Annotated in this window: 17 protein-coding genes; 4 read left to right on the plus strand and 13 right to left on the minus strand. The window is 71.6% G+C overall.

Translation table 11 applies throughout. From position 1 onward, the window contains the following. Window positions 1-2 precede the first annotated feature (2 nt). The 8 genes from ileS to QM792_RS09355 all read right to left on the minus strand — a co-directional run bounded on the left by ileS (window position 3) and on the right by QM792_RS09355 (window position 9283). Window positions 3-2843: an isoleucine--tRNA ligase gene (ileS, locus tag QM792_RS09320; protein WP_415149428.1), complete on the minus strand. Its 2841-nt coding sequence runs from the start codon at window positions 2841-2843 to the stop codon at window positions 3-5. An 83-nt stretch (window positions 2844-2926) separates the two neighbouring features. Then, complete coding sequence (locus tag QM792_RS09325; RefSeq protein ID WP_415149429.1) at window positions 2927-3922, minus strand: bifunctional riboflavin kinase/FAD synthetase; 996 nt, start codon at window positions 3920-3922, stop codon at window positions 2927-2929. Between the two features lie 8 nt (window positions 3923-3930). Further along, window positions 3931-4647: a pseudouridine synthase gene (locus QM792_RS09330; protein ID WP_415149431.1), complete on the minus strand. Its 717-nt coding sequence runs from the start codon at window positions 4645-4647 to the stop codon at window positions 3931-3933. Then, the gene (locus tag QM792_RS09335; protein ID WP_415149432.1) at window positions 4644-5621 is read right to left on the minus strand and encodes a P1 family peptidase; all 978 of its coding nucleotides are present in this window, start codon (window positions 5619-5621) and stop codon (window positions 4644-4646) included. The genes QM792_RS09330 and QM792_RS09335 overlap by 4 nt, the downstream gene beginning before the upstream one ends. A gap of 25 nt (window positions 5622-5646) precedes the next feature. Beyond that, a complete protein-coding gene (locus QM792_RS09340) occupies window positions 5647-6780 on the minus strand; it encodes an acyl-CoA dehydrogenase family protein (RefSeq protein WP_415149434.1) in 1134 nt (377 codons plus the stop codon). Window positions 6781-6866: 86 nt separating this feature from the next. Further along, the gene (locus tag QM792_RS09345; protein WP_415149435.1) at window positions 6867-8048 is read right to left on the minus strand and encodes an acyl-CoA dehydrogenase family protein; all 1182 of its coding nucleotides are present in this window, start codon (window positions 8046-8048) and stop codon (window positions 6867-6869) included. A 111-nt stretch (window positions 8049-8159) separates the two neighbouring features. After that, window positions 8160-8792, minus strand: coding sequence for a TIGR02281 family clan AA aspartic protease (locus QM792_RS09350; RefSeq protein ID WP_415149437.1), 633 nt, complete (start codon window positions 8790-8792; stop codon window positions 8160-8162). Window positions 8793-8794: 2 nt separating this feature from the next. Next, a complete protein-coding gene (locus QM792_RS09355; protein ID WP_415149438.1) occupies window positions 8795-9283 on the minus strand; it encodes a YajQ family cyclic di-GMP-binding protein in 489 nt (162 codons plus the stop codon). Between the two features lie 16 nt (window positions 9284-9299). Here QM792_RS09355 and murB point away from each other — a divergent pair, with 16 nt between their 5' ends. Beyond that, a complete protein-coding gene (murB, locus tag QM792_RS09360; RefSeq protein WP_415149440.1) occupies window positions 9300-10316 on the plus strand; it encodes a UDP-N-acetylmuramate dehydrogenase in 1017 nt (338 codons plus the stop codon). Between the two features lies 1 nt (window position 10317). Here murB and QM792_RS09365 read toward each other — a convergent pair whose 3' ends face one another. After that, the gene (locus tag QM792_RS09365) at window positions 10318-10629 is read right to left on the minus strand and encodes a pyrimidine/purine nucleoside phosphorylase (protein ID WP_415149441.1); all 312 of its coding nucleotides are present in this window, start codon (window positions 10627-10629) and stop codon (window positions 10318-10320) included. 138 nt (window positions 10630-10767) lie between these two features. Between QM792_RS09365 and QM792_RS09370 the strand changes: the two genes are divergently transcribed. Both QM792_RS09370 and QM792_RS09375 read left to right on the plus strand, forming a co-directional pair. Beyond that, the gene (locus QM792_RS09370) at window positions 10768-11868 is read left to right on the plus strand and encodes a hypothetical protein (RefSeq protein WP_415149443.1); all 1101 of its coding nucleotides are present in this window, start codon (window positions 10768-10770) and stop codon (window positions 11866-11868) included. A 95-nt stretch (window positions 11869-11963) separates the two neighbouring features. After that, window positions 11964-13694 carry a long-chain fatty acid--CoA ligase gene (locus QM792_RS09375; protein ID WP_415149445.1) on the plus strand — a complete coding sequence of 577 codons (1731 nt, stop codon included), beginning with the start codon at window positions 11964-11966 and terminating at the stop codon, window positions 13692-13694. Between the two features lie 14 nt (window positions 13695-13708). Here QM792_RS09375 and QM792_RS09380 read toward each other — a convergent pair whose 3' ends face one another. Genes QM792_RS09380 through QM792_RS09395 form a run of 4 tightly spaced genes read right to left on the minus strand, consistent with a single transcriptional unit; the run spans window position 13709 to window position 17719 of the window. After that, window positions 13709-14677 carry a Bug family tripartite tricarboxylate transporter substrate binding protein gene (locus tag QM792_RS09380; protein ID WP_415149447.1) on the minus strand — a complete coding sequence of 323 codons (969 nt, stop codon included), beginning with the start codon at window positions 14675-14677 and terminating at the stop codon, window positions 13709-13711. Window positions 14678-14705: 28 nt separating this feature from the next. Continuing rightward, window positions 14706-16865: a prolyl oligopeptidase family serine peptidase gene (locus tag QM792_RS09385; protein ID WP_415149448.1), complete on the minus strand. Its 2160-nt coding sequence runs from the start codon at window positions 16863-16865 to the stop codon at window positions 14706-14708. 2 nt (window positions 16866-16867) lie between these two features. Then, complete coding sequence (locus QM792_RS09390) at window positions 16868-17143, minus strand: GNAT family N-acetyltransferase (RefSeq protein WP_415149450.1); 276 nt, start codon at window positions 17141-17143, stop codon at window positions 16868-16870. Between the two features lie 24 nt (window positions 17144-17167). Beyond that, window positions 17168-17719 (minus strand): YaeQ family protein, encoded by a 552-nt coding sequence (locus QM792_RS09395; RefSeq protein WP_415149452.1) that lies wholly within the window; start codon window positions 17717-17719, stop codon window positions 17168-17170. A gap of 116 nt (window positions 17720-17835) precedes the next feature. Here QM792_RS09395 and QM792_RS09400 point away from each other — a divergent pair, with 116 nt between their 5' ends. Further along, window positions 17836-18312, plus strand: coding sequence for a hypothetical protein (locus QM792_RS09400; protein WP_415149454.1), 477 nt, complete (start codon window positions 17836-17838; stop codon window positions 18310-18312). Window positions 18313-18327 lie beyond the last annotated feature (15 nt).

Below are 18327 nucleotides of genomic sequence, written 5' to 3' on the forward strand. Positions count from 1 at the left end.
GATCAGGCCACCGCGCGCGTTTCGCCGGCGCCGTAGAGGTTGCTGGTGCAGCGGCCGCAGATCGTCGGGTGCGCCGCGTCGCGGCCGACGTCGTCGCGCCAGTGCCAGCAGCGCTCGCACTTGACGGCGCTCGACGGCGTGACCGCCACGGCGAGCTGGTCGCCCGAGGCCAGCGCCACCGCCGAGGTGATGGTGACGAAGCGCAGGTCCTCGCCCAGCGCGGCCAGCAGCGCGTGGTCGGCGGCCGGCGCGGTGATGGTCAGGTTGGCCTGCAGCGACGAGCCGACCCTGCCTTCGGCGCGCACGGCCTCGATCTCCTTGTTCGCGAGGTCGCGGATCTCGCGGATGCGCGCCCACTTGGCCAGCAGCGCCTCGTCGGGGGCGTCGAAGGTCCAGTAGGTCTCGGTGAAGATCGAAGGCGACGCGCCCGGCGCGAACACCTTCCACGCCTCCTCGGCGGTGAAGCTGAGGAAGGGCGCCATCCAGCGCAGCATCGCGTGCGTGAGCTGCCACAGCGCGGTCTGCGCCGAGCGGCGCGCCAGCGAACCCGGCGCGCTGGTGTACAGGCGGTCTTTCAGCACGTCGAGGTAGAAGGCGCCCAGGTCTTCCGAGCAGAACACCTGCAGCTTGGCCACCACCGGGTGGAACTCGTAGACCTCGTAGTGCGCCAGCACCTCGGCCTGGAACTGCGCCGCGCGCGCCAGCGCCCAGCGGTCGATCTCCAGCATCTGCGCGGGCGGCACCGCATGCCTGGCCGCGTCGAAGTCGCTGGTGTTGGCGAGCAGGAAGCGCAGCGTGTTGCGGATGCGCCGGTAGGCGTCGACCACGCGCGCGAGGATCTTGTCGTCGCCGGCGATGTCGCCCGAGTAGTCGGAGGCCGCCACCCACAGGCGGATGATCTCCGCGCCCAGCGTCGAAGACACCTTCTGCGGCTCGATGCCGTTGCCCAGGCTCTTGCTCATCTTGCGGCCCTGGCTGTCGACCGTGAAGCCGTGCGTCAGCAGGCCGCGGTAGGGCGCGCGGTCGAACAGCGCGCAGGCCAGCAGCAGCGAGCTGTGGAACCAGCCGCGGTGCTGGTCGTGGCCTTCGAGGTAGAGGTCGGCTTCCGGGCCCTGCGCGTGGTAGCCGCCCGGATGCTGGCCGCGCAGCACGTGCCAGAAGGTCGAGCCGGAGTCGAACCACACTTCGAGGATGTCGCTGCTCTTGGTGTAGTGCGGTGCGTCGGCCGCGCCGAGGATCTGCTCGGCGCTCACGCGGCTCCAGGCCTCGACGCCGCCCTGCTCGACGATGTCGGCCGCCTGGTCGATGATCTCCATCGTGCGCGGGTGCAGCTCGCCGGTGTCCTTGTGCAGGAAGAAGGGCAGCGGCACGCCCCAGCTTCGCTGGCGGCTGATGCACCAGTCGGGCCGGTTGGCGATCATGTCGCGCAGCCGCGCGCGGCCGTTCTCGGGGAAGAAGCCGGTCTGGTCGATCGCGTCCAGCGCCATCTGGCGCAGCGTGCGCGGCGCCTTGTCCTTGGTGAACACGCCGGGGCCCTCGTCCATGCGGATGAACCACTGCGCCGCGGCGCGGTAGATCACCGGGCTCTTGTGGCGCCAGCAGTGCGGGTAGCTGTGCGTGATGGCCTCGGTGGCGAACAGGCGCCCGGCGCTCTTCAGCGCCTCGATGATCACCGGCACGGCCTTCCAGATGTTCTGGCCGCCGAACAGCGGGAAGTCGGCCGCGTAGCTGCCGTGGCCCTGCACCGGGTTGAGGATGTCGTCGTAGCGCAGCCCGTGCTGCACGCAGGAGTTGAAGTCGTCCAGGCCGTAGGCCGGCGAGCTGTGCACGATGCCGGTGCCGTCGTCGGCGGTGGCGTAGTCGGCCAGGTACACCGGCGAGAGCCGGTCGTAACCCGCGTCGACGTGCGCGAACGGGTGCTTGAAGTGGATGCCGCCGAGCTTCTCGCCCGTCACCGTGGCGAGCACGTTCCCGGTCAGGCCGTAGCGCGCCAGGCACTTCTCGACCAGCGAGGCGGCCAGCACCAGCAGGCCGCGCTCGGTGTCGACCAGCGCGTACTCCAGCGTCGGGTTCAGGTTCAGCGCCTGGTTGGCCGGGATGGTCCAGGCGGTGGTGGTCCAGATCAGCGCGAAGGCGTCTTTCTCCAGCGCCGTCAGGCCGAAGGCGCTGGCCAGCCGCTGCGGCTCGGCGCACAGGAAGGCGACGTCGATGGTCTGGCTCTTCTTGTCGGCGTACTCGATCTCGAACTCGGCCAGCGACGAGCCGCAGTCGAAGCACCAGTACACCGGCTTCAGGCCGCGGTAGACGAAGCCGCGCTCGATCACGCGCTTGAAAGCGCGGATCTCGCCGGCCTCGTTGGCCGGGTCCATGGTCGCGTAGCGGTCGGCCCAGTCGCCCAGTACGCCCAGGCGCTTGAAGTCGGCCATCTGCAGGGCGATCTGCTCGGTGGCGTAGGCGCGGCTCCTGGCCTGCATGTCGTCGCGGCTCAGGTTGCGGCCGTGTTTCTTCTCGATCGCGTTCTCGATCGGCAGGCCGTGGCAGTCCCAGCCCGGCACGTACTGCGCGTCGAAGCCCTTGAGCTGGCGCGCCTTGACGATCATGTCCTTGAGCACCTTGTTGACGGCGTGGCCCATGTGGATCGCGCCGTTGGCGTAGGGCGGGCCGTCGTGCAGCACGAACAGGGGCGCGCCGTGGCGCGCGTCGCGCAGCTTCTTGTAGATGCCTTGTTCGTCCCATTCCTTCACCCAGGCGGGCTCGCGGCGGGCGAGGTCGCCGCGCATCGGGAAGGGCGTGTCGGGCAGGTTGAGCGTCGCGCGGTAGTCGGCGGAGGCGGTGTCGGTCATGGCAGCGGGGGCGCCGCGAACGGCGCGCCGGAAGGGAGGAGGAACGGCGCGGTCAGGGCGCCGGCGTTCGTGGCGGGCGAACGCTAAATTCGGTCGCGCGTCGTCTGGCGCCGCTGCGAGGCGTGGGCCGCGAGGAAGGCGCGCGCGTCGTCGGCGTCCTGGCGGATGGCGGCGGTCAGCGCCTCGAGCGAGTCGAAGCGCGCCTCGTCGCGCAGTTTGTGCAGCAGTTCCACGCGCACGATCTTACCGTAGCCCCCTTCGGCGCCCAGGCCGGCGGGCCAGTCCAGGCAGTGCACTTCGAGCAGCACGCGGCCGCTGTCGTCCACGGTCGGGCGCCGGCCCAGGCTGGCGACGCCGTCCAGAGGCTCGTCGGCCAGGCCGTGCACCCGCACCGCGAAGATGCCCAGCGCCGCCGGCTTGGGGTGCGAGAAGCGCAGGTTCAGCGTCTTGAAGCCGAGGTCGCGGCCGAGCTTCCTGCCGTGCACCACGTGGCCAGACAGGCTGTAGGGCCGGCCCAGCAGCACCGCGGCGTGTTTCATGTCGCCGCCGGCCAGCGCCTCGCGCACCGCCGAGCTGGAGACGCGCTCGCCGCGCACCTCGTAGCTCAGCATGCGCGCCACGTCGAAGCCGGCGCGCTGCCCGGCGGCGTCGAGCAGCGCGTAGTCGCCGGCGCGTTTGGCGCCGAAGCGGAAGTCGTCGCCGACCAGCACGTACTTCGCGCCCAGGCCCTCGACCAGCACGTCGGCCACGAAGGCCTGCGGCGACTGCGCCGCGAAGCGTGCGTCGAAGCGCAGCACGACGGCCTGCTCGATGCCGCAGCGCTCCAGCTCGGCGAGCTTGTCGCGCAGCGTGGCGATGCGCGCCGGCGCGAGTTCGGGCTTGTTCGCGGCGGCCGCGAAGTAGTCGCGCGGATGCGGCTCGAACGTCATCACGCAGGAGCGCAGGCCGCGGTGCTGCGCCTCGTTGCGCAGCAGCGCCAGCATCGCCTGGTGGCCGCGGTGCACGCCGTCGAAGTTGCCGATGGTCAGTGCGCAGGCGTCGGCGATGCCGGGGTGGTGAAAGCCGCGGAAGACTCGCATGCGGACGATTATCGGGGCGGCTCGATCTGCGCAGGCTCGATCCAGCGCCACTGTCCCGGCGCCAGATCGGCCGGCAGTTGCAGTGCGCCGAAGGCGCTGCGGTGCAAGGCGTCGACGCGGTTGCCCGCGGCCGCCACCATGCGCTTGACCTGGTGGTACTTGCCTTCGGTGAGGGTCAGGCGCAGGCCGTGCGTGCCCTCGGCCTCGACGGCGGCGGCGCGCACCGGCGCCGGCTCGTCGTCGAGCAGCACGCCCTCGCGCAGCGCGGCGAGCTGGCGTTCGTCCACCGCGTGCTTGCAGCGCACGTCGTACACCTTGGGCACGTGGTGCTTGGGCGAAGTGAGGCGGTGGATCAGCGCGCCGTCGTCGGTGAGCAGCAGCAGCCCGGTGGTGTCTTCGTCGAGCCGGCCCACCGGCTGCACGCCGCGCGTGCGCAGCGGCGCGGGCAGCAGGCTCAGCACGCTGGGGTGATGCCTGGGCTTCTGCGAGCACTCGTAGCCGGCCGGCTTGTGCAGCATCACCAGCGCCTTCTCGCGGTAGGGCCAGCGCTGGCCCTGCACGCCGAACTCCAGGCCCTCGGTGTCGACTTCGCGCCAGGGGTCGTCGCAGACCTCGCCGGCCAGGCTGACGAAGCCGGCGGCGACCAGGCTCTCGCACTCGCGGCGCGTGCCGAAGCCCTGCGAGAACAGCACCTGGGCGAGCGTGGGGCGGCGCGCGCGGCTCATGCGAAGTCGGCGGCGCAGGGCAGTTCGGGCAGCCGCGTCGCGGCGCGCACGCCGTTCAGCACCGCGCGCGCCGTGACTTCCGCCGCCAGCGCGCCGAGCAGCGTGAGATCGGCGCCGCGCCCGGCCGCGCCGGTGGCCAGCGCGAACAGCGTGTCGCCGTCGCCCATGGTGTGCACCGGGTTGATCGAGCGGGCCAGGCCGTCGTGCGCCATCTGCGCGAGCTTGTTGGCCTGCGCCTTCGTCAGCACCGCATCGGTGGCGATCACGCCGAGGGTCGTCGCCGCGCCGGGCTGCACGCGCGCCGGCAGCTCGCCGGAAAGCATGGCGTTCATCGTGCCCAGCAGCCGCGTGCCGTCGGCCGTGCGCGCGCCGGCCACGACACGGCCATCGGCCGGATCGATCACGTCGCCGACCGCATTGACGGTCACCAGCGCCGCGACCGTGAAGCCGCCGACGCGCAGCGAGGCCGTGCCGATGCCGCCTTTCATCGCCCGCGCGATGCCGAACAGCTTGCCGACGCTGGCTCCCGCGCCGGCGCCGACGCTGCCCTGCGCCGGCGGTTGCGTGCTGGCGGCCACGCAGGCCGCGTAACCCGCGTCGGCATCGGGCCGGATGCGCGCATCGCCGAGCCACAGGTCGAACAGGATCGCCGCCGGCACGATGGGCACGCGTGCCGGCCCGACCGCGACGCCGATGCCGCGCTCTTCCAGCCAGCGCATCACGCCGCCGGCTGCGTCGAGCCCGAAGGCGCTGCCGCCGGCCAGCAGCACGGCGTGCACCTGGGCTACGCTGTTCAGCGGCGAGAGCAGCTCGGTCTCGCGCGTGCCGGGCGCGGCGCCGCGCACGTCGACGCCGCAGGTGGCGCCTTGCGGCGTCAGCACCACGGTGCAGCCGGTGGGGCGGCGCGTGTCGGTGAAGTGGCCGACGCCGACGCCGGCCACGTCGACGATCGAATCGGCGCTCGGAACGTTCATGCCGGCATCGTAGCCGGCGGCACGATCAGGCGAACACGCCTGCCGTGTCCTGCATGCGCGCGGACACTTCGCCGAGGTGGTGCAGCGTGTCGCCGAAGCTCGTCTCCAGCACCGTCAGGCGCTTGAAGTAGTGGCTGGCGATGTACTCGTCGGTCACGCCGATGCCGCCGTGCAACTGGATGCACTGCTGGCCGACGAAGCGCATGGACTGCCCGAGCTGCACCTTGGCCTGGGCGATCGCGCGGCGGCGCACCGGCGCGGGCTCGCCGAGCTTGAGGCTGGCGTAGTAGCTCATCGAGCGGCCGAGTTCGAGCTGCATCTTCACGTCGGCGATGCGGTGGCGCAGCGCCTGGAAGCTGGCGATCGCGACGCCGAACTGCTTGCGCGTGTTCATGTACTCGGCGGTGATCGCGGTCAGGCGCTCCATCACGCCGACGCCTTCGGCGCACAGTGCGGCGATGCCGGCGTCCACCGCCTGTTCCAGCAGCGGCAGCGCGTCGAGCGCGACCAGCGTGGCCGGCGTGTCCGCCAGCGTCAGCTCGGCGGCGCGTGCGCCGTCCTGCGTCGGGTAGCCGCGCACGGCCAGGCCGGCGGCGCCCTTGGCGACGAGGAACAGCGCGATGCCTGCCGCGTCGGCATCGGCCCCGGCGGTGCGCGCCGGCACGATGAAGGCGTCGGCTTCGTCGCCGGCCGGTACGAGGCTCTTGGCGCCGCTGAGCGCCCAGCCGTCGCCGGCTTTGGCGGCCTTGGTGGTCACGTGGGCCAGCCGGTAGCGCGCCGCGCGCTCCTGGTGCGCCAGCACCACCAGCGCCGAGGCGTCGGCGATCTTCGGCAGCCACTGCGCCTGCACCTCGGCCGGCGCGCCCGACAGTAGCGTGGGCGCGACGATGGCGCCGTGCGCATAAGGCGCGTTGACCAGCCCGCGGCCCAGTTCCTCGTTGACCACCATGGCCTCGATCGGGCCGAAGCCCATGCCGCCATGCGCCTCGGGGATCGCCAGGCCGGTCAGGCCCAGTTCGGCCAGTTCGCCGTAGACGTCGCGCGTCGCGCCGCCGGCCTTGGCGATGGCGTGGCGGCGCTCGAAGCCGAAGCCCTTGTCGACCCAGCGCCGCACGGCGTCGCGCAGCGATTCCTGGTCTTCGGTGAAGTCGAAATCCATGTCAGGCCTCCTGCTGGGCCGCCCCGAAGGAGGCCTGCGCCCCCTTGGGGGGCAGCGAACGAATGTGAGCTTGGGGGTGCATGTTTTCAGCTCCCGAGCACCGTGGCGGAGACGATGTTGCGCTGGACCTCGTTGGATCCGCCGTAGATCGTCGTCTTGCGGTAGTTGAAGTAGGTGGCGGCCAGCGGCGCGCAGTGCGCCGCGCCGACGTGGTCGCCCTGCCAGCCGGCTTCCATCGCCTCTTTCACGAAGGGCACGCTGTACGGCCCGGCGGCCAGCATCATCAGCTCGGTGTAGCGCTGCTGGATCTCGCTGCCGCGGATCTTCAACAGGCCCGCCACGTCCAGCGCCGCCTTGCCGCTCTTCTCGGCCGACAGCACGCGCAGCACCATCATCTCGAGCGCGACGACGTCGACTTCCAGCTTCGCGATCTCGTCGCGGAAGCGCGTGTCCTCGTACACGCCCTCGGCCTTGGCGATGCGCTTCAGGCGCTCCAGCTCGCGCTTGGCGCGGTTCACGTCGGCGATGTTGGTGCGCTCGTGGGCGAGCAGGTGCTTGGCGTAGGTCCAGCCCTTGTTCTCCTCGCCGACGAGGTTCTCGGCCGGCACCTCGACGTTGTCGAACCAGACCTCGTTCACCTCGTGGCCGCCGTCGAGCATGATGATGGGCCGCACGCTGACGCCCGGGCTCTTCATGTCGATCAGCAGGAAGCTGATGCCGGTCTGCGGCTTGCCCGAGGTGTCGGTGCGCACCAGGCAGAAGATCCAGTCGCCGTGCTGGCCGAGCGTGGTCCAGGTCTTCTGGCCGTTGACGATGTACTTGTCGCCGCGGCGTTCGGCGCGGCACTTCAGCGACGCGAGATCGCTGCCTGCGCCCGGCTCGCTGTAGCCCTGGCTCCACCACACCTCGCCGCTCATGATGCCGGGCAGGTGGCGCTTCTGCTGCTCGGGCGAGCCGAAGGCCATGATCACCGGCGCCACCATCACCGGCCCGAAGGGCACGACGCGCGGCGCGCCGGCCAGCGCGCATTCCTCTTCGAACAGGTGGCGCTGGATCACGTTCCAGCCCGGCCCGCCGAACTGCTTGGGCCAGGCCCAGCCGTGCCAGCCCTTGGCGCCGAGGATCCTGGCCCAGCGCTGCATGTCGTCCTTGCTCAGGTGCAGGGCGTTGTGCACCTTGTGGCTGATGTCCTTGGGCAGGTTCTGCGCCACCCAGGCGCGGATCTCCTGCCGGAACGCCTGTTCCTCGGGCGTGAAATTCAGGTCCATGCGTGTCTCCAATGCGGCCCGCGGGCCAGCACGTGTTTTAGCACGATCGTGCGGAAATCCTCTGTCCCTGCCGCGACAGACCTGCCGCAGGCATGTCCCCGGCGGTGGCGCTCAGTAGCGCTTGTCGAGCACCAGCACGTCGGCGTCGCGCTTCATCTGGAAGCGCGACAGGAAGCTGTTGCCCAGCAGCACCATTTCCATCGGCGCCGGCACCACGGTGGCGGCGACGTCGTAGACCGTCACGTCGCCGACGCGCACCTCGCGCAGCGTGACGCGGTGCGCCACCACGTCGCCGTTGGCGGTGCGGGCGATGCCGCGTTCGCCCTTGCTGAAGTCCAGGCCGATGCTGCGCGCGACCGTCTCGCCGATCGCGATGTTGGTGGCGCCGGTGTCGACCACGAAGCGCACGCTGCGGCCGTTGATCGTGCCGCCGGTGACGAAGTGCCCGCCCGGGCCGGCCGACAGCACGATCTGCGTGCCGCCGCCGGCGCTGGCCGAGCCGCCGAGGTTGACCTGCGCGCCGCCGAGCAGCAGCGTCTGGCGCTTGCCGCCGACCTCGACGAGCGTCTGGCTGCCGTCGACGCTGATCACCTTGACGCCGGAGACGGTGGCGCCGGCCGCCACGGTGCGCGGCGTGCCGTCGATCACCAGCAGCGCCTTGTTGCCCAGGCTGCCGCTCATCGAGACGTTCTGCGCGAAGGCCAGGGCCGGCAGCAGCGCCCCGAGTGCGGCAAGGCGGCGCATGCTCAATCGCGCAGGTTCGTGAAGGACACCGGCGCGTCGGGCACGGTTTTCCTGATCAACTGCATCGCGAGCTGCAGGTCGTCGCGCTTGGCGCCGCTGACACGCACCGTGTCGCCCTGGATCGCGGCCTGCACCTTCATCTTGCCCTGCTTGATGGCGGCCTGGATCTTCCTGGCGTTGTCGCCGTCGACGCCGCTCTTGACCGTCAGCACCTGCTTGACCTTGTCGCCGCCGATCTTCTCGATCTTCGCGCTGCGGTCGAGGAAGCGGATGTCCACGCCGCGCTTGGTCAGCTTGGCCAAGAGGATGTCGGTGACCTGGCCGATCTGGAAGTCCGAATCGGCGTGCAGCGTGATCGCCTTGTCGGCCAGTTCGGCGCCGGCCGAACTGCCCTTGAAGTCGAAACGCGTGCCGATTTCCTTGGCGGTCTGGTCGACGGCGTTGCGCACTTCGACCAGATTCGGCTCGATGACGGTGTCGAAGCTTGGCATGGAGGAAAATTCTCGCATGCAAATCGAGTCGGGCGTGAGCCTGAAACCGTTCAATACCTTCGGATTGCCGGCGGTTGCGCAATCCTTGGTGCGCATCAAGAGCGATGCCGACGTGCGCCGCGTGGTCGACCACCCGGAACTGGGCCGCGCGCCCAAGTTCATCCTCGGCGGCGGCAGCAACATCATCCTGACGCGCGACATGCCGGCCGTGGTGCTCAAGGTCGAGGTGACCGGCAAGCATCTGGTGGAAGAGCGCGCCGACGCCTGGATCGTCGAGGCCGGCGCCGGCGAGAACTGGCACGAGCTGGTGGCCTGGACGCTGGCCCAGGGCTGGCCCGGGCTGGAGAACCTGGCGCTGATCCCGGGCACGGTGGGCGCCGCGCCGGTGCAGAACATCGGCGCCTACGGGCTGGAGCTGAAAGACCGCTTCGAGGCGCTCGACGCGGTCGACCTCGTCACCGGGCGCAGCGTGACGCTGGGCCCCGGCATCTGCGCCTTCGGCTACCGCGACAGCGTCTTCAAGCACGCGCTGGCCGGGCGCACGCTGGTCACGCGCGTGCGGCTGCGCCTGCCCCGGCCCTGGCGGCCGGTGCTGGGCTACCTCGACCTCGAACGCCGCATGCGCGAGGAGGGCGTCTCCAACCCCTCGGCGCAGCAGATCTTCGACTGGGTGTGCGCGATCCGCCGCGCCAAGCTGCCCGACCCGGCGCGCATCGGCAACGCCGGCAGCTTCTTCAAGAACCCGGTGGTGACGCCCGAACAGTGCCGCGACATCATTGGCCGCGACCCGGCCATCGTTCACTACCCCATGCCCGACGGCAGCGTGAAGCTCGCCGCCGGCTGGATGATCGACGCCTGCGGCTGGAAGGGCAAGGCGGTGGGGCAGGCGGCGGTCTACGACAAGCAGGCGCTGGTGCTGGTCAACCGCGGCGGCGCGATCGGCTCGGAAGTGATGACGCTGGCGCGCGCCATCCAGGAGAGCGTGTACGGCCGCTTCGGCATCCGGCTGGAGCCGGAGCCGGTGGTGGTCTGACTCAGAGGAAGTGGCAGACGTAGTGCAGCGTCTGCGTCACTTCGATGTCGAAGGCTGAATTGCCCGGCACGTCGAAGCTCTGGCCACCGCGGTAGCTGGCCCAGTCCGCGGCGCCCGGCAGCTTGACGCGGCACTCGCCCTCGATCAGCTCCATGCGCTCGGGCGCGCCGGTGTTGAACTTCAGCGCCGAGGGCAGGATCACGCCGACGCTCTTCTTGCTGCCGTCGGCCAGCTCCAGGCTGTGCGACACGCACTTGCCCTCGAAGTAGACGTTGGCGCGGGTGCGCACGGTGGCTTGCAACTGGTCGGTCATGGCGGCGTCGGGGCGGAATGGAGCGCGGATGCTAGCGCAGCGCCGCAGTCGCACGATGCACGGCGGGCATCCGCGCACGATGCACGCCCGCAAACCGCCGCGGCGCGTTGTAATCGGTTATCCACGCCCGCCCCGACCATGCCCGGCCTGCTGCAACGCAACGAACAAGCCGTCACCGCCGCGCCGCCCGGCGCCCAGCGGGCGCTGCTGCTGGCGCAGCGTGTCGGGCTGCTGGCGCGGCACTGGCGCACGCGCGAGGTGCCGGCGGCGCTGCACGCCGCCGAGGCGGCGGTTCGCGATGCCGGCGACGCCCGCGCCGCCGCCGAGCTGGAGCTGGCGCGCGGCGTGGCGTGTTACTACGGCGCCGGCGTGCAGGCGGCGGTCGAGCCGATCGAGCGTGCGCGCGGCGCCGCCCATGCGCTGGCCGATCGTGGCCTGCAAGCCGAATGCGAGGCCTGGCTCGGCTGCATCGCCGCCACCTTGCAACAGTCGCCGGCGCGCTCGGTGGCGCACCTGCACGCGGCGGCCCGGCTGGGCGCCGCGTTCCGGCCGCTGGCCGCGGCGCGCGCGCTGTACGTGCTCGCCACGCTCTACCAGGAAGCCGAGCTGATGGACCACGCGGTGCGCCACTACCGCCGCGCCACGCTGCTGGCGCGGCGCGAGAACGACGAGCAACTGCTCGCCGCGGTGCACCGCTACATGACGCTGGCGCAGGTGCAGCAGCTTCGCCGTGCGCGCGCCGCCGGGCACCTGCAGGCCCGCCAGCTCGGGCAGGCGCTGGCCGCGCTGGGCAGCGCGCAGCAGCTCGCGGCCTTGCTGGCGGGCGACGACGCCAGCCTGCAGTTCAGCCTGCGCCTGGGCGAGCTGCTGCGCCTGGACGGTCAGCACGAGCGCGCGCTGGAGGTGTTCGAGCACTGCGTCGCCCCCGCCGCGCAGGCCGGCATGACCTGGGAGGCCACCATCGCGCGCGCCGACCAGGCGACCTGCCTGGCGCGCACCGGCCGCCTGCTCGACGCGGAGCATGCCGGCGCGCTCGCCGAAGCCGAACTCGAAGCCGACGCGGCCGACTACGTGCGCGGCGTGGTGCACGACGCGCTGGCCGAGCTGAACGAACTGCTGGCGCGCCCGCAGGCGCGCGCACGGCATGCGACGCTGGCGCGCGCGGCCTGGGCGTCCGACGCCGACTACTGCGCCCGGTTGCGCGCCGCGCTGCAAGCCCAGGAACCGCTGGCCGACTGAGCCGCGCCGCGGGCCGCGCAAGCCGGGGTTCCGCCGCTGGCCGCGCCGCGGGCGCTGCGGTACAACCATCCGCATCGCCCGACCGGAAGCCGCCCGTGCCCGACACCACCGCCACCCGCCCGCACCACGCCATCTGGCCGCGCCGCCTGCCGCGCGAACTGGCCGTGCCGCAGACCTCGCTGTGGTTCAACGTGGAGGTGTCGGCCGCGCGCTGGCCCGACAAGCCGGCCTACCTGTTCTTCGGCCGCGCGCTGAGCTACCGCGAGCTGCGCGAGCAGTCGCTGGCCATCGCCGGCTGGCTGCGCGCGCAGGGCGTGAAGAAGGGCGACCGCGTCGCGCTGTTCATGCAGAACTGCCCGCAGTTCGTCGTCGCGCTGTACGGCATCCTGCGCGCCGACGCGGTGGTGGTGCCGGTCAACCCGATGAACCGCGCCGACGAGTTCGGCCACTACATCGCCGACCCCGAGGCCAGGGTGGCGGTGTGCAGCGCCGACCTGGCCGGCATCGTCGCCCAGGCGAACGCCGCGCTGCCCGAGGCGCAGCGCCTCGCTCACGTGCTGGTGGCGCGTTATGCCGACGCGCTGCCCGAAGGCGCCATCGAACCCGACGAAGCGCCCAACGCCGCCACCGAGCAGTGGCTGCGCGCCGACCCGGCGCTGCCCGAGACCGATGCCGTCGGCCCGCGCTGGACGCGCTGGGCCGAGGCGCTGGCCGCCGGCCTCGCGCCCGGGCCGCACACGGCCGGGCCGGACGACCTGGCGCTGCTGCCCTACACCTCGGGCACCACCGGGCTGCCCAAGGGCTGCCTGCACACGCACGGCACGCTGATGCACAACGCGGTGGGCGGGCAGTGGGGGCACAGCGGGCCGGAGTCGGTGACGCTCGGCGTGGTGCCGATGTTCCACATCACCGGCATGATCTACGGCGTGCTCGGCGCCGTGTACACCGGCTGCACCACGGTGATCCTGCCGCGCTGGGACCGCGAGCTGGCCGGCCGGCTGATCTCGCGCCACCGGGTCTCGCACTGGACCTGCATCCCGACGATGATCATCGACCTGTTCGGCAGCCCGAACTACAAGAGCTTCGACCTCTCGTCGCTGCGCAACATCAGCGGCGGCGGCGCGGCGATGCCGCAGGCCGTCGCGCAGCGCTTGCAGGACCAGTTCGGCCTGACCTTCGCCGAGGGCTACGGCCTGACCGAAACCGCCGCGCCCAGCCACGCCAACCCGCCCGAGCGCGCCAAGCTGCAATGCCTGGGCATCCCGATCTTCGGCGTCGACTCGCGCGTCGTCGACCCCGCCACCTTGCGGGAGCTGCCGCCCGGCGAGACCGGCGAGATCGTCACCCACGGGCCGATGGTCTTCAAGGGCTACTGGAAGCACCCCGAGGCCACCGAGGCCGCCTTCGTCACGCTGCCCGGCGACGCCAGCGGCCGCAAGTTCTTCCGCACCGGCGACCTCGGCCGCATCGACGAAGAGGGCTACTTCTTCATCACCGACCGCCTGAAGCGCATGATCAACGCCAGCGGCTACAAGGTCTGGCCGGCCGAGGTGGAGACGCTGCTGTTCAAGCACCCGGCGGTGCAGGAGGCCTGCATCATCGCCGCGCGCGACGACTACCGCGGCGAGACCGTCAAGGCCGTGGTGGTGCTGCGCGCCGAGGCGCGCGGCACGATCACGGCGGACGACATCATCGCCTGGGCGCGCGAGCACATGGCGGCCTACAAGGTGCCCAAGGTCGTCGAGTTCGTCGACGCGCTGCCCAAGTCGGGCTCGGGCAAGGTGATGTGGCGGCTGTTGCAGGAGCGCGAGGCGCCCAAGGCCTGAGCGCCAGGCCGGGCTCAGTCGAGCTTGGTGCCCGAGTCCTTCACCGCCTTGGCCCAGACCGGCATCTGCTCGGCCAGGTAGGCCGTGAAGGCCTCGCTGCCGAGGAAGGCCGGGTCGGCGCCCTGCGCGGCCATGCGGCTGCGGATGTCGGGTGTCTCCAGCACCTGCCGGAAGGCGTCGGACAGCCGCGCGACCACGTCCTTGGGCGTGCCGGCCGGCGCGAGCACGCCGTAGAAGCCCACCACGTCCAGCCCCCGGATGCCGAGTTCGGCGAAGGTCGGCGTGTCGGGCAGCGCGGCGTTGCGTTCGCGGCCGGTGACCGCCAGCGCGCGCAGCTTGCCCTGCTTGACGTACTGCGAGGCCTGCGGGATCGACTCGGCCATGATCTGCACCTGGCCGGCCAGCAGGTCGGTGAAGGCCGGCGCGCTGCCGCGGTAGGGGATGTGCGTGATGAAGGTGCCGGTGGCGCTCTTGAACATCTCCGGCACGAGGTGGCTGATGCCGCCGTTGCCGGCCGAGCCGTAGTTGAGCTTGCCGGGGTTCTTCTTCGCCAGCGCCACCAGTTCCTGCACGGAGTTCGCCGGCAGCGTGGGGTTGACCAGCAGCGCCAGCGGCTGCTGCGCGGTGCGCGCGATCGGCACGAAGTCCTTCAGCGTCTGGTAGGGCAGCTTCGAGTAGACCGCCGGGTTGATCACCATCGTGCCGGTGTTGGCCATCAGCAGCGTGTAGCCGTCGGGCGGCGACTTGGCGACCGCGTCGGCCCCCACCGTGCCGCCCGCCCCGGCCTTGTAGTCGATCACCACCGGCTGGCCGAGCACTTGTTGCAGGCGCTCGGCGAGCAGGCGCGCGTGCGCGTCGAGCGGGCCGCCGGCCGGGAAGCCGATCAGGATCTTGACCGGCCTGTCGGGAAAGGCGGCCTGCGCGGGCAGGGCGAAGGCGAGGGCGGCGGCCAGCAGGCCGAGGGTGGCGGTGCGACGCTTCAAGCGGGTCTCCTCGTGTGGTGGATCGGGCTCATTGTCCGCGCCCCAGCCGCTGCCACAGATAGGTGAATTCGACGGCTTGCAGCGTGGCGCGCTGTTCGTTGTCGGCCGCGCCGCCGTGGCCGCCCTCGGTGTTCTCGTAGTACAGCACCGGGTGGCCCAGCTCGCGCAGCCGCGCCACCGTCTTGCGCGCATGGCCGGGGTGCACGCGGTCGTCGCGCGTCGAGGTGGTGAACAGCGGCGTCGGATACCTCGCGTCGCGCTTCAGGTTCTGGTAGGGGCTGTAGCGCGAGATCGCCGCCCAGTCTTCCGGCAGGTCGGGGTTGCCGTACTCGGCCATCCAGCTCGCGCCGGCCAGCAGCTTGTGGAAGCGCCGCATGTCCAGCAGCGGCACCTGGCAGACCACGGCGTTGAAGAGTTCGGGCCGCTGCACCATCACCGCGCCGACCAGCAGCCCGCCGTTGCTGCCGCCTTCGATGCCGAGGTGGCGCGCGCTGGTGATGTTGCGGCGGACCAGGTCTTCGGCCACGGCGATGAAGTCGTCGTAGCTGCGCTGCTTGTGCGCCTTGATCGCCGCCTGGTGCCAGCGCGGGCCGTACTCGCCGCCGCCGCGGATGTTGGCCACCACCAGCACGCCGCCGCGCGAATACCAGGCCGCGCCCATGCCGCGCGAATACCAGGGCTCCAGCGAGATCTCGAAGCCGCCGTAGCCGTACAGCAGCGTCGGGTTGCTGCCGTCGGCCTTGGCGCCTTTCGGCCAGACCACGAAGTAGGGCACGCGCGTGCCGTCGCGGCTGGTGGCGAAGGCCTGCTCGGCGCGCATGCCGCGCGCGTCGAAGCTCGCCGGCAGCGTCTTCAGCGTTTCGCGCGTGTCGCCGCCGGCGCGGCCGAGCAGCAGCGAATCGGGCGTCAGGAAGTCGGTGTAGCTCAGCAGGTACTGCTCGGCCAGCGGGTCGTCGCGCCGCAGCGGGTCGTGCAGCGCGACCACGCCGAGCCTGCCGGGCGAGGGCGCCGCGACCGCGCGGCGCGTGAAGCGGCCGTCGGCCTCGCGCTTCCATTCCTCGAGCCGGCCGGTCACGTCGTCGTTGAGCGTGAGCAGCACGTGGCTGCGTGTCGTCGCGATGCCGGCCAGCGAGCGCGTCTCGGTGGGTTCGAACAGCACCTGGAAGCGCCGCTCGCCGCGGCGGAACGCGGCGAAGTCGGCGGCCAGCAGCGTGCCCTTGACGAAGCTGCGCTCGCCGGCGCGGTAGTCGCTGCGCAGTTCCATCAGCAGCGTGTCGCCGGGCGTGCCGGCGCTGTGCATGAAGCTGATGCGCGCGTCGTCGGGCACGTCCAGGCGCAGCAGCTTGTCGCCTTCGAGCAGGAAGCTCTCCTGGCGGTAGAAGTCGAGCGCTCGCACGACCAGCGTGCGCTCGAAGCCGGGCGTGCGGTCGACGCCGGCGCCGACCCAGGTGTCCTCGCGGCGCCCTTCGAAGATCGTCGCCGCCTCGGCCAGCGGCGTGCCGCGCTTCCAGCGCTTGAGGATGCGCGGGTAGCCGGCGTCGGTCATCGAGCCGGGGCCGAAATCCGTGCCGACGATCAGCGTGTCGGCGTCCAGCCATTCGACCTGCGACTTCGCCTCCGGCAGCGTAAAGCCGCCTTCGACGAAGCGCTTGGCCACCGTGTCGAACTCGCGCACCACCTTGGCGTCGGCGCCGCCGCGCGACAGCGACACCAGGCAGCGGTGGTCGTCCGGCCCGAGGCAGTCGGCGCCGCCCCAGACCCAGTTCTCCTTCTCCGCCGCGCCGAGCGCGTCGAGGTCGATCACCGTCTCCCAACGCGGCTGCGCCTTGCGGTACTCGGCCAGCGTGGTGCGACGCCACAGGCCGCGCTTGTGCTCGGCGTCCTGCCAGAGGTTGTAGAGCCAGTCGCCGCGGCGCGAGACCGCCGGGATGCGGTCGCGCGAGTTCAGCACCTCCAGCAGCCGGGCGCGCGTCGGCGCGAAGTCGTCGCGCGCCGAGAGCTGCGCTAGCGTCTCGGCGTTGCGCTCGCGCACCCAGGCCAGCGCCTTGTCGCCCTGCACCTCCTCGAGCCAGAGGTACGGGTCGTCGTCGGCGGGGGGCGGGGCGGGCGTCTCGGCGGTCATGGCAAGAGCGGGCAGGGCGGCGGCCGCGGCGCAGAGCAGCGCGCGGGCGAGAAGGCGCAGGCGCATCGTCAGGCGAGCAGCGACTGCACTTCGGGATGGCGGCGGAAGTAGGCCTGCACGTAGGTGCACAGCGGGCGCACCTTCAGGTCGTTGGCGCGCGCATGGGCCAGCGCCGCGCGCACCAGCTCGCCGGCGATGCCCTGGCCTTCCAGCTCGGGGGCGACCTCGGTGTGCGTCATCGTCATGACGCCGTCGCGCAGCCGGTAGTCGCACAGGCACAGGTGGCCGTGCACGCGGGTGGAGAAGCGGCCGGCCTTCTCGTCGTGCTCGATCGTGATGCTCATCGGTTCGGTCCTCCGCAGGTCGGTTCAGGATTCGAGGCGGCGCGGCGTGATCTCGACCGAAGCCTCGCCGTCGCCCACCCAGCAGGTGCCGTCCTGCACGCTCACCTGCAGCGCCATGGTACGTCGGGCGAGCGCGGCCAGCGCCTGGCTCTGCGCCGCATCCACCTGCCAGACGCGGATGTTCGCCGCGCGGGCGACCTTGCCCGCGATGCCGCTCCACCAGATCGGCGCGCTGGCCGCGTACGCGTAGACGCTGACCCGGTCGGCGCGGCCGGCGGCGCGCAGCAGGCGCTTTTCGTCGGGCTGGCCGACCTCGATCCAGTGGCGGATGCGCCCGGTCAGGTCGCGGTGCCAGAGCTCGGGCTCGTCGGTGTCCGACAGGCCCTTGCCGAACTCCAGCGTGCCCTCGCGGTCGTCGGCCGGCACGTTCAGCGCGAAGGCCAGCACGCGCATCAGCATGCGCTCGTCGGTTTCGGACGGGTGGCGTGCCAGGGTCAGCGCATGGTCGGCATAGATGCCGCGATCCATGTCGGCGAGCGAGAGGCGGGCTTTGAAGATGGTGGCCTTGAGTGCCATGGGCAGCGGTGCGCGCGAGGCAAAGCGGCGATTAGAGCAGAGCGCCCGGCGCGCGGCGCCCGATGGCATCATGCGCGGCTCGAACGACAATGCCAGTGCCAACGCCTGCACCGACCATGATCCGCACCGCCGTCTGCCTGATCACCCTCGCCGCCGCGCTGGGCGCCGCGCACGCCGCCCCCAACGAGAAGCTGCGCATAGGCGCCTTCGGCAGCGGCAAGGCCAGCGGCCCGCTGCTGACCAAGAACGAGTTGCGCGAATGCCTGGCGATCGAGACGCGCGTGGTCGAGGGCAACGACAGCGCCACGCGCGAGCGCGAGCAACTGGAGAAGGAAAAGGCCGAGCTGGTGCGCTCGGGCGACGCGCTGAAAGCCGACCTGGAGACGCTGGACCGCAGCAACGCCGAAGCCATCGAAGCCCTCATCGCGCGCGAGAAGGCGCGCAACGCGGCGGTCGAATCGTTCCAGGCGCGCACCGACGCCTTCAACGCGCGCGTCGGCGAGATCAACGCCGACCGCGCCGCGTTCCGCCAGCGCTGCGACAACCGCCGCTTCGACCAGGGCGACCTGGAGGCCTTGCGCAAGGGGCGCTGAAGGGTTGGCCGGCCT

The sequence above is a fragment of the Piscinibacter sp. genome, from assembly GCF_047600445.1.
Taxonomy (GTDB): domain Bacteria; phylum Pseudomonadota; class Gammaproteobacteria; order Burkholderiales; family Burkholderiaceae_C; genus Piscinibacter.